This is a genomic window from Micromonospora sp. M71_S20, from assembly GCF_003664255.1.
GTDB lineage: Bacteria > Actinomycetota > Actinomycetes > Mycobacteriales > Micromonosporaceae > Micromonospora.
Window position 1 is genome coordinate 1,893,479 of the sequence record NZ_RCCV01000001.1, and the last position, 21,731, is coordinate 1,915,209.

At 64.6% G+C, this 21,731-nt stretch carries 13 protein-coding genes; 6 read left to right on the forward strand and 7 right to left on the reverse strand.

Annotated features, from left to right (window positions below; translation table 11 throughout):
• Positions 1 to 411 precede the first annotated feature (411 nt).
• Genes DER29_RS08445 through DER29_RS08455 form a run of 3 tightly spaced genes read right to left on the reverse strand, consistent with a single transcriptional unit; the run spans position 412 to position 4,849 of the window.
• Positions 412 to 1,305 (reverse strand): hypothetical protein, encoded by an 894-nt coding sequence (locus DER29_RS08445; protein WP_148709989.1) that lies wholly within the window; start codon positions 1,303 to 1,305, stop codon positions 412 to 414.
• Positions 1,302 to 3,290 carry an ATP-binding protein gene (locus tag DER29_RS08450; protein WP_158618984.1) on the reverse strand — a complete coding sequence of 663 codons (1,989 nt, stop codon included), beginning with the start codon at positions 3,288 to 3,290 and terminating at the stop codon, positions 1,302 to 1,304. Before DER29_RS08450 ends, DER29_RS08445 begins: the two co-directional genes overlap by 4 nt.
• Positions 3,284 to 4,849 (reverse strand): DEAD/DEAH box helicase, encoded by a 1,566-nt coding sequence (locus DER29_RS08455; protein WP_121396841.1) that lies wholly within the window; start codon positions 4,847 to 4,849, stop codon positions 3,284 to 3,286. The genes DER29_RS08450 and DER29_RS08455 overlap by 7 nt, the downstream gene beginning before the upstream one ends.
• A gap of 449 nt (positions 4,850 to 5,298) precedes the next feature.
• Between DER29_RS08455 and DER29_RS08460 the strand changes: the two genes are divergently transcribed.
• The 4 genes from DER29_RS08460 to DER29_RS08475 are packed head-to-tail and all read left to right on the forward strand — an operon-like array spanning position 5,299 to position 12,032.
• On the forward strand, positions 5,299 to 6,522 hold the full coding sequence (locus DER29_RS08460) for a cysteine desulfurase family protein (RefSeq protein WP_121396842.1): 1,224 nt from the start codon (positions 5,299 to 5,301) through the stop codon (positions 6,520 to 6,522).
• Positions 6,515 to 7,624, forward strand: coding sequence for a DUF4007 family protein (locus tag DER29_RS08465; protein ID WP_121396843.1), 1,110 nt, complete (start codon positions 6,515 to 6,517; stop codon positions 7,622 to 7,624). Before DER29_RS08460 ends, DER29_RS08465 begins: the two co-directional genes overlap by 8 nt.
• A complete protein-coding gene (locus tag DER29_RS08470) occupies positions 7,621 to 11,196 on the forward strand; it encodes an ATP-binding protein (protein ID WP_121396844.1) in 3,576 nt (1,191 codons plus the stop codon). The genes DER29_RS08465 and DER29_RS08470 overlap by 4 nt, the downstream gene beginning before the upstream one ends.
• Complete coding sequence (locus DER29_RS08475) at positions 11,193 to 12,032, forward strand: phosphoadenosine phosphosulfate reductase family protein (protein WP_121396845.1); 840 nt, start codon at positions 11,193 to 11,195, stop codon at positions 12,030 to 12,032. Before DER29_RS08470 ends, DER29_RS08475 begins: the two co-directional genes overlap by 4 nt.
• Here DER29_RS08475 and DER29_RS33840 read toward each other — a convergent pair.
• Positions 12,029 to 12,406 (reverse strand): hypothetical protein, encoded by a 378-nt coding sequence (locus tag DER29_RS33840; RefSeq protein ID WP_148709990.1) that lies wholly within the window; start codon positions 12,404 to 12,406, stop codon positions 12,029 to 12,031. The genes DER29_RS08475 and DER29_RS33840 overlap by 4 nt on opposite strands.
• A 214-nt stretch (positions 12,407 to 12,620) precedes the next feature.
• Here DER29_RS33840 and DER29_RS08480 point away from each other — a divergent pair, with 214 nt between their 5' ends.
• On the forward strand, positions 12,621 to 14,117 hold the full coding sequence (locus DER29_RS08480) for a DNA phosphorothioation-associated putative methyltransferase (protein ID WP_121396846.1): 1,497 nt from the start codon (positions 12,621 to 12,623) through the stop codon (positions 14,115 to 14,117).
• Between the two features lie 239 nt (positions 14,118 to 14,356).
• On the opposite strand, the gene DER29_RS08485 is transcribed toward DER29_RS08480, so the two are convergent.
• Positions 14,357 to 16,618 carry a DUF262 domain-containing HNH endonuclease family protein gene (locus DER29_RS08485; protein ID WP_121396847.1) on the reverse strand — a complete coding sequence of 754 codons (2,262 nt, stop codon included), beginning with the start codon at positions 16,616 to 16,618 and terminating at the stop codon, positions 14,357 to 14,359.
• 467 nt (positions 16,619 to 17,085) lie between these two features.
• Between DER29_RS08485 and DER29_RS08490 the strand changes: the two genes are divergently transcribed.
• Positions 17,086 to 18,429, forward strand: a complete 1,344-nt coding sequence (locus tag DER29_RS08490; RefSeq protein WP_121396848.1) for a hypothetical protein — start codon at positions 17,086 to 17,088, stop codon at positions 18,427 to 18,429.
• Positions 18,430 to 18,839: 410 nt separating this feature from the next.
• Here the strand turns inward: DER29_RS08490 and DER29_RS08495 are convergent, their stop codons facing one another.
• The gene (locus DER29_RS08495) at positions 18,840 to 19,769 is read right to left on the reverse strand and encodes a hypothetical protein (RefSeq protein ID WP_121396849.1); all 930 of its coding nucleotides are present in this window, start codon (positions 19,767 to 19,769) and stop codon (positions 18,840 to 18,842) included.
• Between the two features lie 140 nt (positions 19,770 to 19,909).
• On the reverse strand, positions 19,910 to 21,442 hold the full coding sequence (locus DER29_RS08500) for a hypothetical protein (protein ID WP_148709991.1): 1,533 nt from the start codon (positions 21,440 to 21,442) through the stop codon (positions 19,910 to 19,912).
• Positions 21,443 to 21,731: the final 289 nt, after the last annotated feature.

The window sequence follows — 21,731 nt, forward strand, 5'->3', positions numbered from 1 at the left end:
AAATCTTGAACGCGCCCGTCGAAATTATTTGCCGGATTCAGTAGCTCGCCTGCTCGCTGTCGTGCAAGAACCAAGATGTGATGGGGAGCTACCGTCTACTGAGTTCGAGGCTTGCCTGGCTGCTGAAGTTGATCGCCTACGTGCTCGGCTGTACGAGATGCAAGGCCCCACCGCAGATGGTCCCAGAAGGAGGGGTGGAGTCGTAGAGGCGGAGGCGACAAAGGCTGCGCGCACCCTGCTCGCCGCGGCCGAGGCAGCCGGGATGGCCGCGGCAGCCGAGTTGCTGCGCTCAGCTCTCGGCCGGTGCGCGGTTATCCCGCAGCAGTCGTCGCAGCCATCCTCGGAGCCTGAGTTCCCTCAGCCGGTTCGAGTTCTTGATCCCGATACCGGCCGGCCGATCGGCCTTTGGCGTTAGCGGATCAGTCGCGTACCACCGGGAATCCGCTGGAAGCCGGGCATGAACCGTGCGATCCAAGCCGCGAGGGTTTCCCACAGTAGACCTGGGTCCTCGATGGTGATGCCTCTTGCCGTGCAGAGTTCAGTCAGGCGTTGCACCGCTTTGATAGTGGATAGGTTGCTGCATTCCTGGGCGATGCGGCCGGTGAAGCCTTGTCGCAGGATCGCTCCGACGTAGGCGTTGAATGCTGGTTCGCTTTGGATACCGCGGGGAACCCCTAACGCTTGAAGCTCGGGCTGCACGAAGTCCGTGAGTTCCCTTTCGCGTTGTCCGTTGTAGACGAGCCAGAGCACTTCAGGCATCCGGTAGGAGGGCAGCCAATCTGTTCGGTCCACTGGTTCGACGGCGGCCTGCAGTGGTGCTGCGGGGAGCGCCGCTGCAGCCGCGAGAACAGCGTCGCGGTCCGCTTCCGTGGCCGTTGACGACGTCGCCCGCAGCACAGACATCAGCGCCACCAAGGCCGGGTCGCTCGGTGAGGTTTCGACAAGGATCTCGACGGCGCCGGGGCGGCCCCACCCAAGGCCGTTCCCGGTGACGTTGGCCGAGCCCACCAAAGCGGCTGAGCCTGCCAAATATCCCTTGGCGTGCACGATTGGGTGCAGCGACACCGTTCCGCCGCGGGTGTCCACCAGATCGAAGATGTGCGGGTCACTCACCCCGGCGGCGACCTCATCTGGCCGCCACCGGGTGTAGACCTGCAGCTCAGCGTCCTGCGGCAGCGCCGTGAGGATCGGCCTAATGCCGGCCGAGGTGATGAACGGCGCGACGATCGTCAAAGCGGTTGCGTTGGAAACGAGTTCGAGGACTCGGAATCCGCAGCGCTGAGGATCGACGTTTGGTTGCGTCATACACCGCTCTCGCTGTCGTCTTCGGCGCTGTCGCCGAAGAGCTCGGCAGCTTTGAAGGCAGAGTCCTGCACTGTCTCGGCGAGGCGTTGACCCCACTGGTCGCGAATCTGCTTCCATGTGCCCGCGAGGGGATGTCCCTGGTACTCGTTCTCGCAGCGAGCGTAGGCCAGCAGGAGCCAGGTGATGGCATCGGCACTCTTGGTGAGGAGCCTCTTGGCTTCCTCTTCGCTCATCGCGGCGATGTCATCGCCCGAGGCGCGCAACGGATCGATGATGGCCTGGTAAGCGGGGTGAGCGTTGTTCAAGCACAGCAGCTCCAGGTTCATGGCCTCGTCGGGCCGGAAGAACGCTGGGACGTGCTTCTCGGCGTGCGTCAGGATCTGGACGGTCACGCCACGCCTGTAGTTCTCGATGATTATCCGGCGGGTCTGGTCGGGGACGTCGTCCGCCTTGAGCTTCGTCTCGATAGCGCCGGCGGCCTTCTCAGGGTCCGGATCATCCGCGAACTTCTTCTCGCCGGGCGTGGGGATGACGGTGGAGCGTGTCTTCTTGATGTTGGAGGCGACCCCCGCGATGTTCGGAGGGGCAGAGCGGCCTCGCGATGCCGCGTCTCGACCTTCTCGGCCTTCCTGCCGCAGGGAACGGACGAGTATCAGCAGCTGGTGGGCCATCCCGTATAGCTCGGCGATCTCGTGCTCTTCGTCGAAAAGGCCCTCTTCCAGGGCTTGTTCCTTCGGCAGATCGTAGGTGCGCGCTAGTTGCAGTGCCTGCGTCAGGTTGGGCACGTCCTGCTTGTTGTTCGTCACCCCGAAGATCTCGTCGAGCTCGGGGCTGAAGGAAAGCTCGACGCCCCACCACCGGTCGGTGGCTTCCTCGTTCAGGGTCTGTTCGAGGACGAGTTCGCGGCCGGCGCGCACAACCGAGATCCCGGCGTTGTCTCGGGCATGCCGTCCCTGGTGAGTGTCTTTGCCGGGATTTCTCCCCGGTCGAGCCTCGGGCCGGGCCAGGGACAGACGCGCGTGGACCAGGGAGTTGCCTTTGCCGTCCGCACGCGCGATCTCGAAGGTCCGAGAGTTGTGGTGGGCGGTGAAGGGCGCGGTGTCGGTGACCGGAACGTACTTCTCCTTCTCGCCGTCCGGTCCGGCCTGCTCCCAGTACTCGAGGGTGCTCTGGTCCGCCGGCAGCAGGTACAGGGGATCGTTGGGGCGCACGTCGTAGAACTCGATGAGGCCGCCGATCATGTCTGCGTCGACAATGGCGATCTTGATGTGGCGCGGCTCGGAGTCGGAGGCCAGGAAGTTGCGGTAGATCCGCCCAAGTAGGTACTCAGCGTGCTTGAGGATGGTGCTGGCAGTCGTCCAGCGGACCTTATCGAGCGCGGACCATCGGATGGCCGTGCCGCCGTAGAGCGGCTGTCCCATCGACGTGTCCGCGGTGGCGTGCTGCTTGAAGACGTCGAGGACCCAATCGGGCATGGCTTCGTAGCCCGACTGACCAGGGCGCGACGGCCACGGGACGGTAAGCGTGGATCCCTTGCCGGAGCGTGAGAGTTTTTTCAGATCAAGATATGTATGGGAGGCGTTCTCCGGTTGTGATCTCTGCCAGGTCCAGACATCGGTCCGCTCGCACTGTGAGACGCTGGCCTGCGGCAGGCCCATACCGAAGCGGCCGATGCCCGATCGGTCGTCGTACTTGCCGGATCCGCCGAACGATAGGGCGAGGTTCACGGCCTGATCCGTCATGCCGGTGCCGTCGTCGATGACCCAGATCTCGTCGGCACGTTTGGTTGCACGCCGCTTACCCTGCACCATGCGCTGCACGATGACCAGCAGGACTGTACGGGCCTGACCCCACTGAAAAGAGTTGTCAATCAACTCAGCGAGGGCATAGTCCGTGCCCTTGTAGCCAGTGTCCCGGATGGACTTGACGGTCTGTTCACCGGAGAGAAGCGGGGCTTCCTGGTGGGTGGTGTCGGGTGTTACCACAAGTCCTCCCAGTGGGTGAAGGCGGCGGCGATGGAACCGAATGCGGGGACTGCGGGGTCGACCACGGTGACGACGACGGCCTTCCTGTTGCCGCCGGCCTTCGGGCCCCGGATGCCCCGGCCGACCATCTGGCTGTACAGCACGAGGGAACGCGTCGGGCGCGCGATCACGACGGCGCTGGTCTGCGGGGCGTCGAATCCAGTCGTCAGAACGCCGTAGTTGACCAGGACGCGAGGGATGGGTGCCGGGCTCTTGTACATCCGGATTGCGGTATCGCGGAGTTCGGGTGCTGTCGTTCCGTCCACCGCATCCGCCAGGACACCGACCGATCGAAGCGACGCTGCCAGCGAGTGCGCCAGTTCCACTGAGGCGGCGAACACGATGATGCGGCGGTGTGACTCGCTGACTAGCTGCAAGGTGGCACCGAGAACCTCCTGCATGTAGTCATCCTGATTGAGGCCGATGTCATCCGGTTCGTCGTCACCGCCGCAATCCGGTTCATCGTCCTCTGGGAGGTCTCCGAGGAGCCGGAATTCGGGCTCAGCGAGATAACCCTGACTGATCAGGTAAGCGACCGGGTTATCCGCCCCTTCAGCAGCGGTATCTAGCTCCACCTTTGTGTGTTCGAAGAACTCAGCGAGGTCTTCGTCCGATCGACCTCCGAGGAAGGTCCGCCCCGGGGTCGCACTAAGCCCGATGATGGGAGTGACCGGTTGGCCGGCGGCGGAGAGTTGGTCGACTACGTACCGGTAGGTTCGGGCGACCGCTTGATGCGCTTCGTCGAACACGATGAGCCCAACACGGCGACCGAGGTCAGGAATGAAACCGGGGTCGCTGCGGCGTGCATGGACGGTCTGCAAACTGGCCACGATGAGGCCGTCGGTAAGGTCGGTGAAGTCGGCGTCCTGACCTCCCCAGGCCGAGACGATGGGGACGGGCCGGTCGCCCAGCAGAGACCACGCCTTGTGGAACTCGCGCGCCGCTTGGTCCAGCAGCTCTCGCGTGGATGCGAACCAGAGGACCACGCGGCCTTCGTTCTCGCGCAGGTAGTCGGCCACCATGCTCATCGTGGTGCGAGTCTTGCCCGACCCGGTGGGCATGTGCAGCAACAGCCGGGTACGGCCGAGCCGCAGAAGTTTACGGGCGCGGACCACGGCACGGCGTTGATGCGGAAACAGCCCGTAGGCCGGCGTCGCGTCGGTCGGTATCTGCGCCGCAGTGCTGCTGCGCACCTCGGGGAGACCGAGAAATACCGCCACGGCACTCGGATTCGCCAGAACGGCCTTGCTGTCGAGCTGATCCGGGCCAAGCGACAGGCGGGCAGACAGATCGCGTCGTTGTTCATCCGGGAGCCCGCCGGGCAGCACACCGGCCTCGGCGAGGCGACGGACCGCGTTGATCGGATCGCCGAGGCACGCAGCCGCGATCACAGCATCACTGGGCGCCTGCCGAACATGCCCGCCGTCGACTAGGCGCCCGATCGCGCGAAGGACCCGCCCTTCTATGAAGCTCGACGTCCGGCCCGACGTCCGCAACAAGTCGAAGATTGTGTATGTCATCGGCACGCTCTAGCAGCGGAAATCAGCAAGAGAAGGGTGAGCGCGGCGGCCACCCGGCGACCGGCTGCGAAGTGCCGGGCAACTGCCCTCATGACAGCGGTGTGGATCATCTCGACGTCATCCTCCGCGCGACTCGCCTCGGGTCGCTAGTCACGTGGGTTATTGAACAAGATGCCTACGACATCGATTCAGGCGCTCACTCTATCGCGCCACCATGCTCGAAGGGGACCGCGGCTCACGGGCGTGCTCGTGCAGCTGCGCCTCCCCCTGAGGGCGTCCGGAGCGGCGTTGAACGTCGATGCGGCGAGCAGTCGCGAGCCGGCCTACGGGGGCGACGGAAGAGAACATGCGTACGGTAATCTTGCCACCCATGATCACGGCTGGTGGCACGCGTCGCGGTTTCCTTACAGGCCACCAGGCCATAAGGTGGGTACCGCGACGGAGGGAGAATGATGGGTCATACCGGTGTTGATCCCCTCATCTACCTCGACTACAACGCCACTGCGCCCGTTCGCCCCGAAGCGTTGGCCGCAACCACCGAGGCGCTGACGGCAGTCGGTAACGCCTCGAGCGTGCACGCAGCAGGCCGGGACGCGTCCCTCGCGGTCAATCAGGCACGCGAGCGGGTTGCGGCGCTGTTGGCATGCTCGCCGAACGAGTTGATCTTTACCTCGGGTGCAACCGAGGCCAACAACTTAGCCATCCAATCGGCCGCAACGCCTGGCCAGAGCCTAGTGATCAGCACCGTGGAGCACCCGGCGGTGACCGAAGCGGCAGTTGCGGTCGCCGACGCTGTTGGGAGCAAGGTTCACACGGTCGGGGTGCACCGGGACGGCACACTACGTCTCGAAGAGCTGGAAGAAGCACTCGCAACTTCACCTGCCCTGGTTTCGATCATGGCGGCAAACAACGAGACCGGCGTCCTGAGTGATCTCGACCTAGTGGTGAAAATCGCGCACGAAGCCGGCGCGCTGGTGCACTCGGACGCGACGCAACTCGTTGGTCGGCTACCGATCGATCTCCGTAGGCTGGAACTCGACCTGCTGTCCATGTCAGGGCACAAATTCGGCGCTCCGCAAGGGGTTGGAGCACTGTTCGTGCGGCGCGGCACGGTGCCGGCGATCCGGCCGCTGATGCACGGCGGCGGTCATGAGCGCGGACGGCGGCCGGGAACCCTGAATGTGCCCGGCATCGTCGGCCTGGGGGCCGCTGCGGAGGCTGCCGCCCGGTGCCTCGATCAAGAAGCGGCACGTATCCGGTTGCTGCGTGACCGCTTCGAAACCGCTGTCTTGACGGCCTTACCCGGCACCCGCCGCAACGGTCATCCTGACCGGCGGTTACCCGGCGTATCGAGCCTGACCTTCGACCGCCTGCCGGCTGACGCGATGCTCGCCGCCATGCCCGCCATCGCGGCCTCCGAGGGCAGCGCCTGCGCGGCCGGTGCCATGGAGCCGAGCCGAGTCCTGCTCGCCATGGGCCTGAGCCGGGATGAAGCTGAATGCACCATCCGCTTCTCTCTCGGCTACGCCACTACCGCCGATGATATTGATAGCGCCATTAGCCACGTGATCGACGCTGAGCGCCGGGTTCACGCTGCCCTGTACCCAAACACCACCACGACTGCCTCTGGAACCGCCCGGGGGCAGGAAGGACCGCGGAGACACGATGCTTGAAACCAAGCTCAAGGACGTCGCCGAGCCGTCGTTCTCCCGCCATGAGACCTTCCACCCCCGGTTCGGCTGGCTGCACAAGGCGTACAGCGCCTTGACTGACCCCAACATCGGCAGCGACGTGTTTCTGCGCGACAACGCGACGGTGACACTCGGCGTGGGTAAGAACATGGTCAATGCAATCCGGTTTTGGTCGTACGCCTTCAAACTCACCATCGAGTACCCAAAGGACCCCACGTCTCGAGCGAACGTCGCCTCACCGACCTGGGAGGCGCAATGGCTGCTCAACGAGAACGGCGCCGACCCCTACCTTGAGGACACTGCGAGTCTGTGGCTGCTGCACTGGTGGCTACTGGCAAAACCCTGCCACACTCCCACCTGGTGGGTGGCCTTCCACGCCCAGTCGACGTCCCGATTCACCACAAGCGAGCTCACCGAGACCACGCTGCGACACGTACGGTTGGCTGGCTGGGAGCCCCCGGTAGAGGCATCCGTAACCAAGGACGCAGACTGCCTCACCAAGATGTACGCACGCCGGCGTGAACCCACCGCGGGTTCGGGCGGAAGTTTCGAGGACCTGCTCGATTCACCCTTCCGGGAACTCGGGCTACTGGAGCCCACCGGGTTCGGCCGCAACAACGCAGCGAGCCGCTGGCACTTCACCAGCAACGCCCGCACCTCACTGCCGCCGGCCCTGGTCGCCTACGCATGCCTGGACTACGCGGCACGCAGCGAGCCTCTGCAGAGTGGTTCCATCGCCCTGGCCCGTCTCACCAATGAGCCGGGCGGCCCAGGGCGCGCCTTCCGGCTCAGAGAGCCGGAAATCGCGCATGCCCTGGAGGAGGTCGCCGGCGAGTACCCGCAGATGGCCCTGGTGGAGGGCATCGGACAACGCAGCCTCCGGTTCGAGGGCAATCCTAAGGACCTGGCCTGGGACGTGCTGGACGGCTACTACGGCAACGTTCGCGCCCGCGCAAGCCTCCCAGATCGGGAAGCTTGGTACGCCACGCAACCACCCGGGATGCTGCGAGAGATGCGGCGACGTGGCCGCACCGACCTGCTCGACCAGCCGACTCTCGATCGACTCGCAGGAGCACTGGTATGACCGCCAATGGTGCACCGTCGGGCACCAGCCCACAGACGCCGGCCGGGATCAACATCGTCAGCAGCCGACTGCGGTCGACGAACATCGAACGCGACGTCCGCGACGAGCATCTCGGCCCGGTGCACATCGGCATCCGGGCACAGGACATGCTGGAACGAGTCACCGCCGCCCTGGAGGACCAAGCAAATACCCGCGCCTGGTCCCTGACGGGGCCCTACGGCTCAGGCAAGTCGACACTGGCTCTGGTCGTCGTGTCGCTGCTCGGCCGTGCGGGGAACCGCCGGACGGAGGCCGAAGAGGCACTCGCCGAGACGAGTCCGATCCTGGCCCGCCGGTTGGCAAGAGCTCGTGACCGCACCGCGCCCAACGGATTCATCACCTGCGTCGCCACGGCACGACGAGAACCTCTGCTCGACAGCATCACGCGAGCGCTGCTCGATGGCGCCGCCCGCGCCTGGCCTGACAACCACATGCCCACACCCGTGCAGGAAGCGCTCGTGCCCCTCAAGGCTCCGGATTTCAGCAATCGGGAGCTCGTGTCCGCCGTAAAGGCTCTCTGCGAGCAGGCACCGGTCATGCTGGTCATTGACGAGTTCGGCAAGTCGCTAGAGCACCTCGCCTCCCATGGTGAGTTCAGCGATGCCGGTAGTGACGTGTTCCTGTTGCAGGAACTCGCTGAGCTCGGTGCAGGCTCCCGCGGCGTGCCGCTCTACCTCCTTACGCTGCAGCACCTGTCTTTCGCCGACTACGCCTCCCGCGCGAGCACGCTGCAGAGCCGGGAGTGGGCAAAGGTTCAGGGCCGGTTCGAGGACATCCTCATGACGATCCACCTCGGCGACACCGTCGAGCTGATCCGCCGAACCCTCGACCACGACGGCGTGTCGCCCAAGGGACGCAAGCTCATAGCCCAGCATGCCGCCGCGTCCGCTCAGGCCTGGACCGAACGCGGTCTCCAAGGCATCCTCGCCGCAAGCCACGACACGTTCACCCACGTGTACCCCCTACACCCGTTGACAACGGTGGTCGCGCCGCTGCTCGCCGCGCAGATCGGGCAGCACGATCGCAGCATGACCGGGTTCATCGCGAACGACGAACCCCACACGGTGCGACGCTTCCTGCAGAGCTATGCCTCGAATCGCCCCTCCTCCGCGTCCACCGTCCGCATCGCCGACGCCTTCGACTACTTCTTCACCGCCGGCCGCACCACCATCTTGGCCTCGGCCAATGCGAGCCGGTGGATGGAGATTGACAACCGCATCGCCGAGGCCAATGGCCTTCCTGAGCAAGACCAGGTCATCCTCAAGACCATCGGCATGCTCAACCTCGTCGACGCCTCTGGCGCCCTGCGCGCCAGCATGGACACTGTCTTGTTCGCCTTGAGCGACCCCATCACGCTCAACGACCCGACGGCCAGACAACTGCTCGCCGACCAAGTCACCAGCCTCGTCGACCGCGGCTTCCTGGTGTACCGACAGTTCAGCGACGAGTACCGGGTTTGGCGGGGCAGTGACGTCGACCTCACCAGTCACATCGAGCAGCTGATCAACGCCTGCGACGACCATGCGGCGGTTAAGGTCATCTCGGCCTACCTGCCGACCGCCGTCGTAGCGGGCAAGCACAGCCAACGCACCGGTATGCTGCGCCACTTCGTCACTAAGGCCACCGACGCAGGCTCGCCCGAGCTCATCGGGTCGTCCGCCGCTGACGCCGAAGACGGACTCCTGCTCTTCCACTTCGGGGACGAATACACCATCCCCACGGTTCGAACCGACCGCCCTGTCATCGCCGGTGTGACCGCCCACGCCGAGAAAGTACTCAGTACCGCCCGCTACCTACACGCTCTCCACGAGCTACCGGCCAACGTCGAACTCGACGCCGTGGCCAGTACCGAGGTCAGCGAACGTATCGCGCAGGCCAGCGCCGAACTGGCCACCCGCGTCGCAGAAGCCTTCCTGCCAAGCCAGCTAGCCCCCACCTGGTACCTGCTGCCGGCCAGGGCCGGGGCCGCCGTCTTCACAGCTGACGCTGAGACCATCAAGGGCCGAAGCCTCGCAGAGCTCGTCTCCAAGGCGTGCGAGAGCGTTTTCCCCCACGCTCCGCACATACGTAACGAGATGTTGGGCCGGCATAAGCTGACCAGCCAAGCAGCCAAGGCACGCCGCGAGCTGATCATCGCCATGATCACCGCACCTACCCATCAGTACCTCGGCATCGAGGGCTACGGGCCGGAACGCGCGATGTACAGCGGAGTCCTGGAATACCTTCAGCTGCACCGCCCCACCGATCAGCGCACCGACGACGACACCGAGCTGCTTCCATTCGGCTTCCACGAACCGGAGCCCGGCAACTCGCTATACCCGGCCTGGACCGCCATGCAGCAACAGATGCGGGCCGCCACCGAACAGCCGCTGCGGCTCGACGCCGTCTACGAACTCCTCGAAGCGCCTCCTTTCGGGATACGGCCAGGCGTCATCCCGGTCATCGTGCTGACCGCGCTCATCATCGGCAGCCAAGAACTCGCCCTCTTCGAGGAAGGCACCTACCAGACACGACTAACCGCTGCCCTCGCCGAACGCATGATCAAGAGCCCGGAGCGGTTCGCGGTCAAAGCCATGGGCGTTCAAGCAGGTCCACGCAAGACCGCAGTAACCGAGATCGCCCAGGTGATCGGTGCACGGATGCCGGCAGCACCACCGATCAACGTCCGCAACGTCGCGCCCCTGACGCTCACGCGTGAGCTGCTCGACCGTGCCCGGAGCCTGTCCGCGTACGCTGATCACACCCAACAACTCCCCAAGCAGGCACGGGCCGTACGTCAAGCGCTCAAGACCGCTCGCGAACCTGACACGCTCCTGTTCACCGACCTGCCGTCCGCCCTCGACCTCGAGCCGATCCCAGCGAACGGTGAGATCGACGAGCAAGTCGCGCGCCGCTACGCCGAGTCGCTGAGCAAGGCGCTTACCGAACTCGGCCGGGCGGACGAACGTCTCCGCACACAAGTTGTCAAGGCCATCGCCGAGGCGTTCCACATGCCCACGAATCTCGGCAAGCTACGTCAGCGCCTTGCGGTCTACACCCGACACCTCGCCGATGTGAACCTGGTCGAGGCGAAACTCCGTGGTGTCATCACTCTCGCTCAAGAGACGACGCTCAGCGATGACGAATGGCTCGACCCGTTCGTCGTCCGGATTGTTGGCCGCGGGCTCTCCGACTGGCGTGACGGTGACATCAGCACCTTCACCAACGAGGTCCGGGCAGCCGCTCGCACTATCGAGCGGCTGGCTAACCTGCACCAGCCCACGACGGCCGAACCGACCGACGCTACTTTCGTCTCCCAGGCGATCACCGTTACCCAGGCCGACGGACACGAGCTCCACACCGTCGTCCACCTCTCCAACGACGAACGTGCCAGCGCGCAGGCCCTGCTGCCTGAGGTGATCGCCCTAGCTCGCAGGAAGATCAGCGAGAACGGCGAGCGGGCACTGCTCGCCCTGCTGGCCGAAAGTGTCATAGTCGAGAGGGACGCTGGCAGCGACGACGCACCATCCACGCGAAAGAAGTCGACCCGATGACTGCACCCCGGCAACGTACGCCCGGCGAGACCCGCCATGTCCTCGGCATCTCGGGAGGTAAAGACTCCTCCGCCCTCGCGATCTACATGCGCACCAAGGTGCCGCAGATGGAGTACTTCTTCTGCGACACCGGCGCCGAACTCCCCGAGACGTACGACTACCTCAACCTACTCGAAGCGGCCCTCGGTAAGCAGATCGTCCGCCTGAACGCCACCCGCGACTTCGACCACTGGCTGCAGGTCTACCAGGGCACCCTTCCAAGCGCGTCCATGCGGTGGTGCACCAAGAACCTCAAGATCAAACCGCTGGAGGAATGGTTAGGCGACAGCCCCGCCATCTCGTACGTCGCCATCCGCGCCGACGAGAACCGCCTCGGCTACGTCAGCACCAAGCCCAACATCAAGGCTATATTCCCGTTCCGGGAAGACGGCATCGACCGTGACGGAGTCAACCGGATCTTGGAGGAGTCCGGAATCGGCCTGCCGGCCTACTACGAGTGGCGCACCCGTTCCGGCTGCTACTTCTGCTTCTTCCAGCGCAAACACGAATGGGTTGGCCTCGCCGACCGACACCCTGAGCTGTTCGAACGCGCCGTTGAATACGAGGACAAGGTCAACTACCAAGCCACCGCGATGCGCGGCCGTCAGTACACCTGGTCACAGGGTGAGTCGCTGCGCGACCTTCTCGAGCGGCGCGATGCGATCGAAGAGCGACATGCCGCCGCCCTTGCTCGCGCGGCAGCCAAGCCCCGTCCCAATCTGCCCCTCATCGAGGTGCTCACCGACGCCCTCGACGAGGAAAACGACGAGGCGGGCTGCGCCGTCTGCCACCTCTAAACGTCGGCCTCCACTGGCACCGTCAGGAACAGCACGTCTGGGTCCCGCGCCAACCTGTTGTACGGCTGTTGCCACCATGCCTTAGCCACTGCCGTGTCCGCAAATGCCCCAACCGCGGCCCCACGCCGACTCGCCGTATTTACGATTAGCGCTATCACCATGCCATCCCCCTCGGGCTCCGACGCACCCAACAGCGCGGAAACCAACTTTGGTGGCAAATGGACCAGCAGATCTGGATTGCGGAAGGTGCCGGTCGACCGCTGGACCTCCGAGGGCGGGATCATGGCTGCAACGATTTCAGCTTCTCCGCCATTAGAGCGCTTGACCAGAAAGGAAACATGGCCTGCATCAGCTGTACGTGCCTTCAGAATCACTTTATCTCCAGTGGCTAGCCCTCTCGCTGGACAGTGACCCCTGAATATGCAACTCAGTCAAGTCAGCCTTACTGATGTTGGACGTTTAGACTAGCGCTAAGCGAGCGTACCCAGCCCTACGCGTGGCGTGACAGGATGAGTGGAACAGGGGGCGGATGCTTCCTGCTGCGTGTACTCTTCGGTCCTCGGCTACGAACCGGCAGAATCGTGAGCTATGGACAGCGCCCAGGTGATTCCCCGCCACCAGACAGCGATCGCCCGTCAGCACCTGTCCAAACCTATCGCGCTGGCAATGGCGGATGGCGTCCTGAGCGCTAACTCCACGCTGTTCGACTATGGCTGCGGACGCGGCGGAGACGTCGCGCGCCTCCGGGCCATGGGCTACACCGCCCACGGCTGGGACCCAGGACACAGCCCCAACGCCGAACGGCATGCAGCGGACGTGGTCAACCTCGGGTACGTCATCAACGTCATCGAAGACCCCACCGAGCGGGCTCAAACGCTGGCATCAGCCTGGGCTTTGGCCCGGCAGGTACTCGTCGTCGCGGCCCGCACCGACTGGGAAGCACGAACCGTCACCGGCCGCCGTCACGGCGACGGGATCATCACCAAGCGCGGCACCTTCCAGAAGTTTTACAGTCAGGCGGAACTACGCGACTGGATCAACGTTCAGCTGCGCACCGACTGCATCGCCGCCGCGCCTGGCGTCTTCTACGTCTTCCGTCAGGACTCTGACGCCCAAACCTTTCTAGCGTCGCGTACTCGGCACCGACCCGCACCCACGAGCCGGCCACGCCGTCGGCAAGCCCTCTACGACGTCCACCGCGAAGACATGGACGCGCTGGCGGCCTTCATCTCCAGTCGTGGCCGAGTCCCCGATCCAGAGGAGATTGCCGGAACAGCAAGTCGGCTTCTGGGCGCCTTCCCTTCGCTGAAACAAGCTGCAGCGCTGTTAAGGGATGTTACCGGCAGCCAAGACTGGGACAGGGACCTTACGCGAGCTCGCCATCAAGCAGAACGAGATCTCCTGGTCTACCTCGCACTCGCCGCGTTCCGAGGCCGACCCAAGGCGTCGGATCTACCCAAGGGCGTAGCGCTCGACGTACGAACGCTATTCGGATCCTACCGAGCTGCCTGCTCCCAGGCGGACGAACTGCTACACGCCATCGCCGATCAAAAGGCATTGAACAATGCATGCAGTCGGTCCGATATCGGAAAGTTAACGGCCGACGCCCTGTATGTGCACGCTACGGCAATTCAGTTGCTTGATCCGCTCCTCCGTGTTTATGAAGGATGCGCCCGGACGCTCACCGGGACAGTGACGGAGTGCACAATCATCAAGTTTTCGCGGATAATGGCCAAGGTATCCTACCTCTCGTATCCAAACTTCGACAAGGCACCACACCCCGCATTGGCAACGTCCTTGAGAGCAGATCTTAGGAAGCTGTCCGTCAAATACACTGACTTCCGCAGCTCAACCAACCCGCCCGTTCTTCATCGCAAAGAAGCGTTCGTCCCCCTTGACTACCCCGGCCGCGACAAGTTCGCCCGGCTGACCAAGCAGGAAGAGCGCGCCGGACTGCTGCACGAGCCCGTGACCATTGGCACTCAAACCGGGTGGGAGCAGCGGCTACAGGAACAGGGCTACCGGCTAGCCGGGCACCGCATCGTCCGCATCACGACGGCGCCCGCTCCTGAGGTATTCCAGTAACGTTGTTCAGCACCCAGTTGGTGAACGACCAACAGCGACGCGGCGTCGCTTTTCCCCATTGTCGAGGCTTCCCTATTTCGCCGTAAGGCCAAACAACGGCGGCAGACGCCGCCCTCTATCTGTTATTCCTAACGAGCCTTCACCGCATGCCACGTCGCGGCGAGGCCCACGATACCGTCGAACATGATGTGGACCTCGATTAGGTCAAGGTACTCGTCCCCGCCTTACTCGGATGTCCTTCATGCCAACATTGGCCACAACCGCTCGACCGCAAGCTCAGCTAGGCGCTGTCCTCGCTGTGCCACATACGAGTGGGGCAGGGGCGACACTGCCTGCTTGTCGAGAAATTCACAGAACGGGAGGTACGAGGCCGACTGTAGAACATTTTTCGTTTTCGGCGCGAGCCCCGGTAATTGCTGCTGCATGTGCGTCAGCCGCGCATTTGGATCGGTCTTTGATAGGACTGCGTAGATGCATCTTTTGTATGACCACGTCTTGTTTCCGATGAGCTCATTGAGGTCAACCGGCATTAGCGTGAGGTTCCCGAGACGGTCCGTGAGGCCCTGGTCGTAGATTGCCTGGTCGTAGGAGGTGTCACCCTGGGCGAGATTCTGCGGTGCGATGTGCTCGACCGAGTAGTGGGAGTCCCAGGCCTCGGAGGTCAGAGCTCGGAAGGACCCGGGAACGCCGCGCCGAACCAAGCCGGGCGCCGAATAATCTTCGATCCGGTCGTCATGGGCGCACAGCAAGATGAACTTCGCGAGTTGCTTGCTGGTCTGGTAAAGCGGTTGCACTGTAACCTTTGCGACCCAGTCCGCGCCGGCACTTATGTTCCCCCGCGTCGACAGGAGGCTCTTCAAGGCTGCCCGGACCTCCGTGGCTGCGGGCAGAGTCGCCGAAGCACCAGCGCGCCTCGCCATGGCCGGAAGCCCTGTCGCGGGGTGTCCGGTGACCATTAGCTTGCGGTGAACATCGTCGATCCCCCTCGTCGTCGCCCGCGACGTCCGCCAGAGCACCCAGAAGGCAGTCACGGCTCGCAAGACGCTCATGAACTCACTTCGGCTAGCGGAACTCGGGCAAGCGGCCCACTCCGAGTAATAACGCGCAAGCAGCGCAAGGACGACCGTATGGTTAGTCGATCGCAATACCTCCAAGCACAAGCGGTCCAAGTCGGTGCCGGATGACATAAGCGGGGATGTGCCGTTACGAGGCCACACCTCGAACAGGAAGGCCGAAACGTCGGCAAGCTGATCCGCGAAAGCCCGGGCCCCTTCGACGCTTCCATTCGGGGGCGCCACGGACTGGAACTGGAGGCGGAGGTACCGCCGTTGATCGAGAAGAGTACGCGGCAGTTTTCGCCCCGTGTCCGCCAGCGCGAACGCGGTGAGCATGTCGGCTGACAACTTCCATCGGTCGTCCGCACGCATGGAGGGTGGGAAATAGGACTCGACGCGACCGAACGCCGCCGCCGAAGGCGAGGTGCTGTAGTTCGTGATTCCGCCTTCGCTGCGAACGACCAACGGCTTTAGCGTCTCCAAGGCAGTCAGGGGCTGTCCGGTGGTGTTGAGGGGTTCGAACAGCGCGAAAGCGTAATCCTCGTCGGGTGCCTTGACGTCGATGACTAGCACCCCGTTTAAGAGGAACGACGCAAGTACTAGGAGACGTGCGGCTGATTTCCGATGGTCATCTAGCGCGTCTGGGTCGACCACAGGAGCCGAATTGGACCCGATGAGGGCTTTCGCCATGCCGATGTCCGAAAGAAATTGAAGCTCTGTAAGGACATCACAATCAACCTCATCCGCACCCATTCTCAGGTCATCGATGTGACCGGCGGTCACCCGGAGCACCAGGTCCAGATGCAGCCGATCAGAGGGCACCGGTATCGCGGCATGTTGCTGCTTCTGGATCCGGTAGCGCGCCGCCTCCATCAGTAGCCAGGCCATGTCGCTCTCATAGATAGCATGAATAGCGTCATTACCCCATACGTCACTCACTTGGCGAATCAGCCGGGGCTTCATGTTGAACTCGCCGGCGCCTGAGTAGGTCTTGAAAGCGATTGCGTCGAGGAGTTCGTCGCGCCGCTCGCCCAGCGTGTTTAGCAACCAAATGTCGAGTGGGTTCTTAGACCCGGCGTCAATCTGCTGCTGGAGCCAACGCATGTCGTCAGAGACGAACCTCGATAGAACCACGAACACGGTGAGTAGCGTCGAAAGCCGCTGCTGGCCGTCTACGACCTGGAGCACCGTCGTCGGAAGCGCATCCACATGCTTTGGCATCACGCTGTCTCTGTCACTGACGAGGATCACCGAGCCCAGGAATGTCGAGGGCGTCTTCCCCTGCGCGGCCCTTGTGATCCCTTGCTCTAGATCCTCGAACAGCCGACTGATCTCGTCCGAACCCCAGGTGAAGTCGCGCTGGTAGGCAGGAACATAGAATCCCTGCCCCGGCTGCAGGATCAGCTGGCGAAGCGTCGATGGGTCGGCGGTAAAGTTGCTTGGCATGCGAGAACCTACCTCGATGATGGACCGTGCTCGGCGCGATCGTCGTCCTCGATCTTACGGACCAGAGGGTGACGGGTTCGAGTCCCTTCGAGCACCCAAGATCAAAAGGGTTTGAGCTTCGGAAACGCGCGTATGGACCCTCGCCTGTCCTCCGGCCTGTGTGGATCGTGGGTGTATTGCGAAGGTCATGGAGGCATCGAATCTCGGCGCAGACCGGCCCGGCTGGTGCTACCGATGGTGCTCCGATGTGCGGCGCGGAGCCCACACGAACCTGGCAAGTTGAGCACACCGGCACCGCCGTTGCCTCTGCCGGCGCTCTTCTGCACACGCCCTGGCGTCCCTGGCCGCGGATCGCTTCCGGCGCGGGCACAGTGCCGCCAGCGCTACGTAGCGGCGAACTCGTTTGCCGATACGGTGAGCTGTCCGGATGATGCGAATCCCAAGCGGTCGGCAGTGCAGGAGGCACGGTGCGCGCCACGTTGATGGATCGTGCGGACGGCGATCAGATCGACCTCATCCTGACGCATCCGGCGCACCAGGAGACCCTGCGCGCCTTGATCGATCTGGTCCGGACATTACGCGCCTGCCGCTCTGCCGAGGAGTTGTACCACTTCCAGAGTCGGCTCCGTGGCATGGTCCTCGACACCGAGCAGCGTCGTTCCGCGATCAGCCGGCAGATCAAACGACTGGATAGGCACCGCAACCTCACCGCTGACGCACCCGAACTCGGCACAGCCCTCGACCGCACCGACCGGGAATCCTGGGTGTTGGAAGGCGACGTCTACGAGCGGATCTGGCGCCAGCTCAAGTCGATCGCGGACGCACTCGCCTGGAAAGTCTTCGGCTACCAGCGCAACATCATCGTGGCGCTGTCGCGCGCCGATGCTCCCGGCCCGATGTACGGCAAGACCGGCTTGGCCGTAGAGCTGGAGGTCATCGAGACCGCGTGGCGCGAGAAGCGGGAGTTCGTGCTGCACCACGACCTGACCAACGTCATCCGTGTCGGCGACGTCACCGTCCTCGGCCGTGACGGCTGGGCCTGGCTCCGCGAGATCAAGACCAACCAGCGGTATCGAGTTCCTGCCCAGGAGCGGCTGCTGGCCGACACCTCGCAGGTCCTCGCCGACGAGACCGGCGAGTTGCCCAGCGGCTATGCACCGGTGCGCACCGCCATCGACTACTGCACCGACTTGGCGGGCCTGCGTGACATCCTCGGCTTGGCGCATGCGCGGACGGGTATCGCCGGAGGCGTGGTCTCGTCCGGCCGCGCGGTCGTGGCGGCCAGTCAGTTCACCGCCGCCGGCCGGTACACCGCTGAGGAGTTCGGCACTCGGTTCAGCGCCGAACTCGCCCGGGTCCGCCGCCGCATCGGCGCCGACGACCCTGGGCACACGCTGACGCTGCTGAGCATCGAACAGGCCGGCCGTACTCTCGTGCGCCCACCCTGGGCGATTTACCCGATCGAAGCCGAGGTCGCGGCCAGCCTCATCGCCGACGGCATGTTCTTCGCCGTCTGCATGAACCCGAACAAGATCATCGGCTCGCTGGCCAAGGCTGGTGTCGAAGCGTCCTGGCTGCAACGTCTCGACGGCACCGAGGACCCCTCGAAGCCGTTGTTGAACGTCGCCGTACGGTCGGGCGGCCGGCTCTGGTCGACGTCCCTGAACTTCGCCGCAATCGCGGAGCTGATGCTCGAGCTGATTGATCTCCGCACCTGGAGCCGGCAGGTCGCCGCGATGCTTAGCGGTGAGTTCGCTGCCGGCACGCGGCCCTGGCCGTGCTTTGCCAGGGAGGCCAGAGTCTGGGCGTGATTGTCCGGACGCCGGCTGTTTGGCTCGGTGCCATCGCCCAGCGGATGGGATCGGCTCGCGAAGTAGCGATGGCGCCGTCAGACAGGGTTAGGCCGTTGTGATCAACGCTGAGCGTGTGTTCTCGGCGCTGCCGGTCAGCAGGGTGAACTCGTGGTCTCTCTCGCCGTCGGGCGTCATGGCGTAGCCGGAGTACGCGCCGGTGAGCGCGGGTGGGGCGTCGTAGCGGTGTGACGTGAGATGTACGTCCAGCCGCTGTCGACCAGCCGTACGTACGCGATGCCGTGGGCCTTGGCTAGGTCTAGGACACCGCTCTGGAATCCAGTGGCGGCCACCACGAAGCCCTTGGGCGCCGGTGGACCGAAGCTTGGTGAGAAGCACCTGAAACATCGGACCGTTTGTGCGACGGGTGTTCACCACCAACGGTGCCTGACCTTGATCTCGCGTACGGGTATCTCGGAGGGGTGTAGGGGGCGTTCGACGACGGGACGGATCGTGTGGGGTGTGATGCGGTCGCGTTCGTGCTCCTCGGCGAACCGGGCGGCCTGTTCGTGTTCACCGAGGTTGTCCAGGGCCTTGAGAAGGTCGGTTACCAGGATGTCGAGGCGGTGGGTTTCGGCTTCGGCGGCGAGGAACCGTTCGTGGTGGGTGACTGCCCGGTGGCCGCACCACTGGCGTAGTAGTTCGTGACGGGGCCGGTCGTGGCGGCGGTACCAGTCGTACTCCCATTCCGCTGTCGTCGACCGGCTGTCGCGGCCGACGCGGTAGTCATCGCCGAACTTGCATTTGTGGCGGGACAGGGCTTCCTGCTCGATCACGAGGGCGAGAACCTCAGTCGGACGGGCACGGCACGCAGCTTCGACCAGTTGAAGGGTGCCGGCCGGTGACAGGATGGTCCGGCCGTCGTGGTCGAACCATTCAGCCGAGGCGAGGATGTCGTCGACCGGGCCGCCGATGATCTGGCTCAGCCGGGCCCTGTCGCGGATGTCGGTGGCGCATGACACCGGGGACCAGAGCAGTTCGGCTACGTCATCGCTGATCAAGAGGCCGAAGATCTCCTCGACGCAGGCTTCCTCTGTGTGATCGAGGCTCAGATCGTTGATGCGTTGCCAGTTCGCCATCAGCGCGTCGAAGGTCCCGACCTCGTTCCACGGCACCCGCAGCCGCGACCCGGGGACCTTCTCCACCCGTTCGTCGGGGTCGTCGAGAAATCTGATCTCGAGGCGGGCGCTGGTCTTCTTCGGCTCGACGGCCAGGATGCGGACGCGTTCGGACGGTGCGTGGTCCGACTGCCGGTACGCCCATTCGTCGCCGACGGTGAAGCGGGAGGGGTCGATTCTCATCCAGCCATCCTTCGGGTAAGCGTCGCTTGTTGCGTGGTACCGGGTCGTGCTGGCGGTTCGCGCCGCGATGGCGGCAGGTCCCGGCGCAGGCTCGTGCGCATCCGGCCGGATTGTGGTGGCGGTTGAGGTGTGGACGCACTTCAGGCGCCGCGGTCGAGCAGCCCGTGGTGCCACGATTCCGGCTGTCGGCGGATGTCGGCGTGGGCCTGCCGGTCGTGATCAGGGCGGTGCTCCTTGCGTGGTCCGTGGGGGCTCCAGTCACCGAGGAACGGGCGCAGGTCGTCGGGTCCGGGTTCGGGGTTGTAGTTGATGTCAGCTAGCACGCGGGGATTGCGGATGGGGTCGATCCGGTCGGCGGCGGCCCTGCCCCACGCGACCCAGCTGGCGAGGTACCGGCCGGCGCCGGTCCGCCCCTCGGCCGCTTGTTCAAGGGCGGTGCAGAACGCGCGGATGTCAGCTGCGGTGGTCCACGCCTGGTAGGCGTTGCGGAAGGTTTCCGCGCGGATGTTCTCCGCGGCCCGGGCGCGGGCGTCGGCCATCGCGGCGTGCCATTGCGCGAGAATGGCCTCCTCCTGCCGTCTGCGCTCGGCTGCGGCTTCCTCCTGCCGCCGCCGGTGCTCGGCCTCGGCTCTCTCCCGCGCGGCTTCGGCTGCCCGCCGTTGCTGTTCGTCGGCGGTGACGCCAGTCTCGAACCCTTGGATGATCTGCGCGACGCGCTGTTCCAGACGTACGCGTGCGGTGTCGGTCCAGGTGTCCCGGTTGTCGTATCCGGCCCGGGCGATCTCCAAGCGGAGCCTGCCAGAGTCGACGACGTCGAACTCCGCGGGTTTCATCCACGGCCGCAGGCGCAGCACCTTCAGCTCCTCGGCGGTGGGTTCGTGCGGGACCTGGTCGCGTTCCTCGGTCAGGGTGACCGTGCGTCGGACCTGCCCGGCCTGAAGGAACACCCGCGGGTGTTTCGCCTTGGTGTTGACCCCGAGCCGGTGCCCACGCCGGGCGGCCTCGCCGGCGAGCTGCCGGATCAGCAGCAACGCCCGGGGCAGTAGGTCCGAGCTGACGGTGAGGTTGGTCGGATCGGCTTCGAGGGCGCTGAACGCCAGGTGCGGGTCGGTGGTGACACGTCGGGTGTTGAGCCGGATCCGGTTCCAGTCGGTCTCGTCCGGACCGGCGTCGGTGTACAGGCGGATGACGATGTCGCCGGCGTCACGGCCAGTGTGGCGCAGGTGGTAACCCGAGGGCACAAGTCCGTGCTGCTTCGCCGCGTGAATGATCCGGCGGTACCGGGCACGCGTTCCACTGTCGGGACTCTCGATACGGACCATGCCGCCCTCGTGCTGTAGGCGGTCGAGCAGGTCGCGAGCCGATCGCCGCAGGTTCGCCGACGAAGCGCCGCCGGTGTTGTCGCCGGGTGCCGGCGTCTCGGACCGCGGGAGGGAAGCACGGTGGTCGGGATGATCGGGATGGTGGCCATGCTCAAGGTAGAAGCGACCGGCGTCGGTCGAGCACGCCCTCCACACCCCTGCCTTGCGTGTCACCGTCACCAGGTTCCGGTCCTGGAGCGCACGTGCCGACCGGCGGTACTCGACGCCGTCCGGGCCGCTGAGGTCATCGCCGCCGTGGATCCGGCGAAGCAGGTCCATCTGCCGCTCATTGAGCGAATCCCATCGCTGCACCACCCGACAGTAAGGGGCACGGCATACTCGATGGGAGCTGGACCGGCTGTATGTGGCATCCCGGTCCGAACAACGGACCGAACCAGCACGCTTCGCCTGGTCCTGCCCGAGGCCCCTCACACCTGCGGACAGCACAACGTCCGCACATCCGGTGGAGACGGCTGACACGAAGTGTCAAACCTCGGACATTCATCGTGCGGATCCACGCCCTAAGGCCCTGTATCACATGAAGAGCTGATACTTGGGTTGACGGGGGCGGGGCCGCAATACCGGTGACTAAATGATTGAG

What these genes read in the sequence shown, in the direction of transcription:
- DER29_RS08445 (WP_148709989.1), bottom strand. Translation starts at nt 1,305, where the DNA reads ATGACGCAACCAAACGTCGATCCTCAGCGCTGCGGATTCCGAGTCCTC.
- DER29_RS08455 (WP_121396841.1), bottom strand. Translation starts at nt 4,849, where the DNA reads ATGACATACACAATCTTCGACTTGTTGCGGACGTCGGGCCGGACGTCG.
- DER29_RS08460 (WP_121396842.1), top strand. Translation starts at nt 5,299, where the DNA reads ATGATGGGTCATACCGGTGTTGATCCCCTCATCTACCTCGACTACAAC.
- DER29_RS08465 (WP_121396843.1), top strand. Translation starts at nt 6,515, where the DNA reads ATGCTTGAAACCAAGCTCAAGGACGTCGCCGAGCCGTCGTTCTCCCGC.
- DER29_RS08470 (WP_121396844.1), top strand. Translation starts at nt 7,621, where the DNA reads ATGACCGCCAATGGTGCACCGTCGGGCACCAGCCCACAGACGCCGGCC.
- DER29_RS08475 (WP_121396845.1), top strand. Translation starts at nt 11,193, where the DNA reads ATGACTGCACCCCGGCAACGTACGCCCGGCGAGACCCGCCATGTCCTC.
- DER29_RS08480 (WP_121396846.1), top strand. Translation starts at nt 12,621, where the DNA reads ATGGACAGCGCCCAGGTGATTCCCCGCCACCAGACAGCGATCGCCCGT.
- DER29_RS08485 (WP_121396847.1), bottom strand. Translation starts at nt 16,618, where the DNA reads ATGCCAAGCAACTTTACCGCCGACCCATCGACGCTTCGCCAGCTGATC.
- DER29_RS08495 (WP_121396849.1), bottom strand. Translation starts at nt 19,769, where the DNA reads ATGAGAATCGACCCCTCCCGCTTCACCGTCGGCGACGAATGGGCGTAC.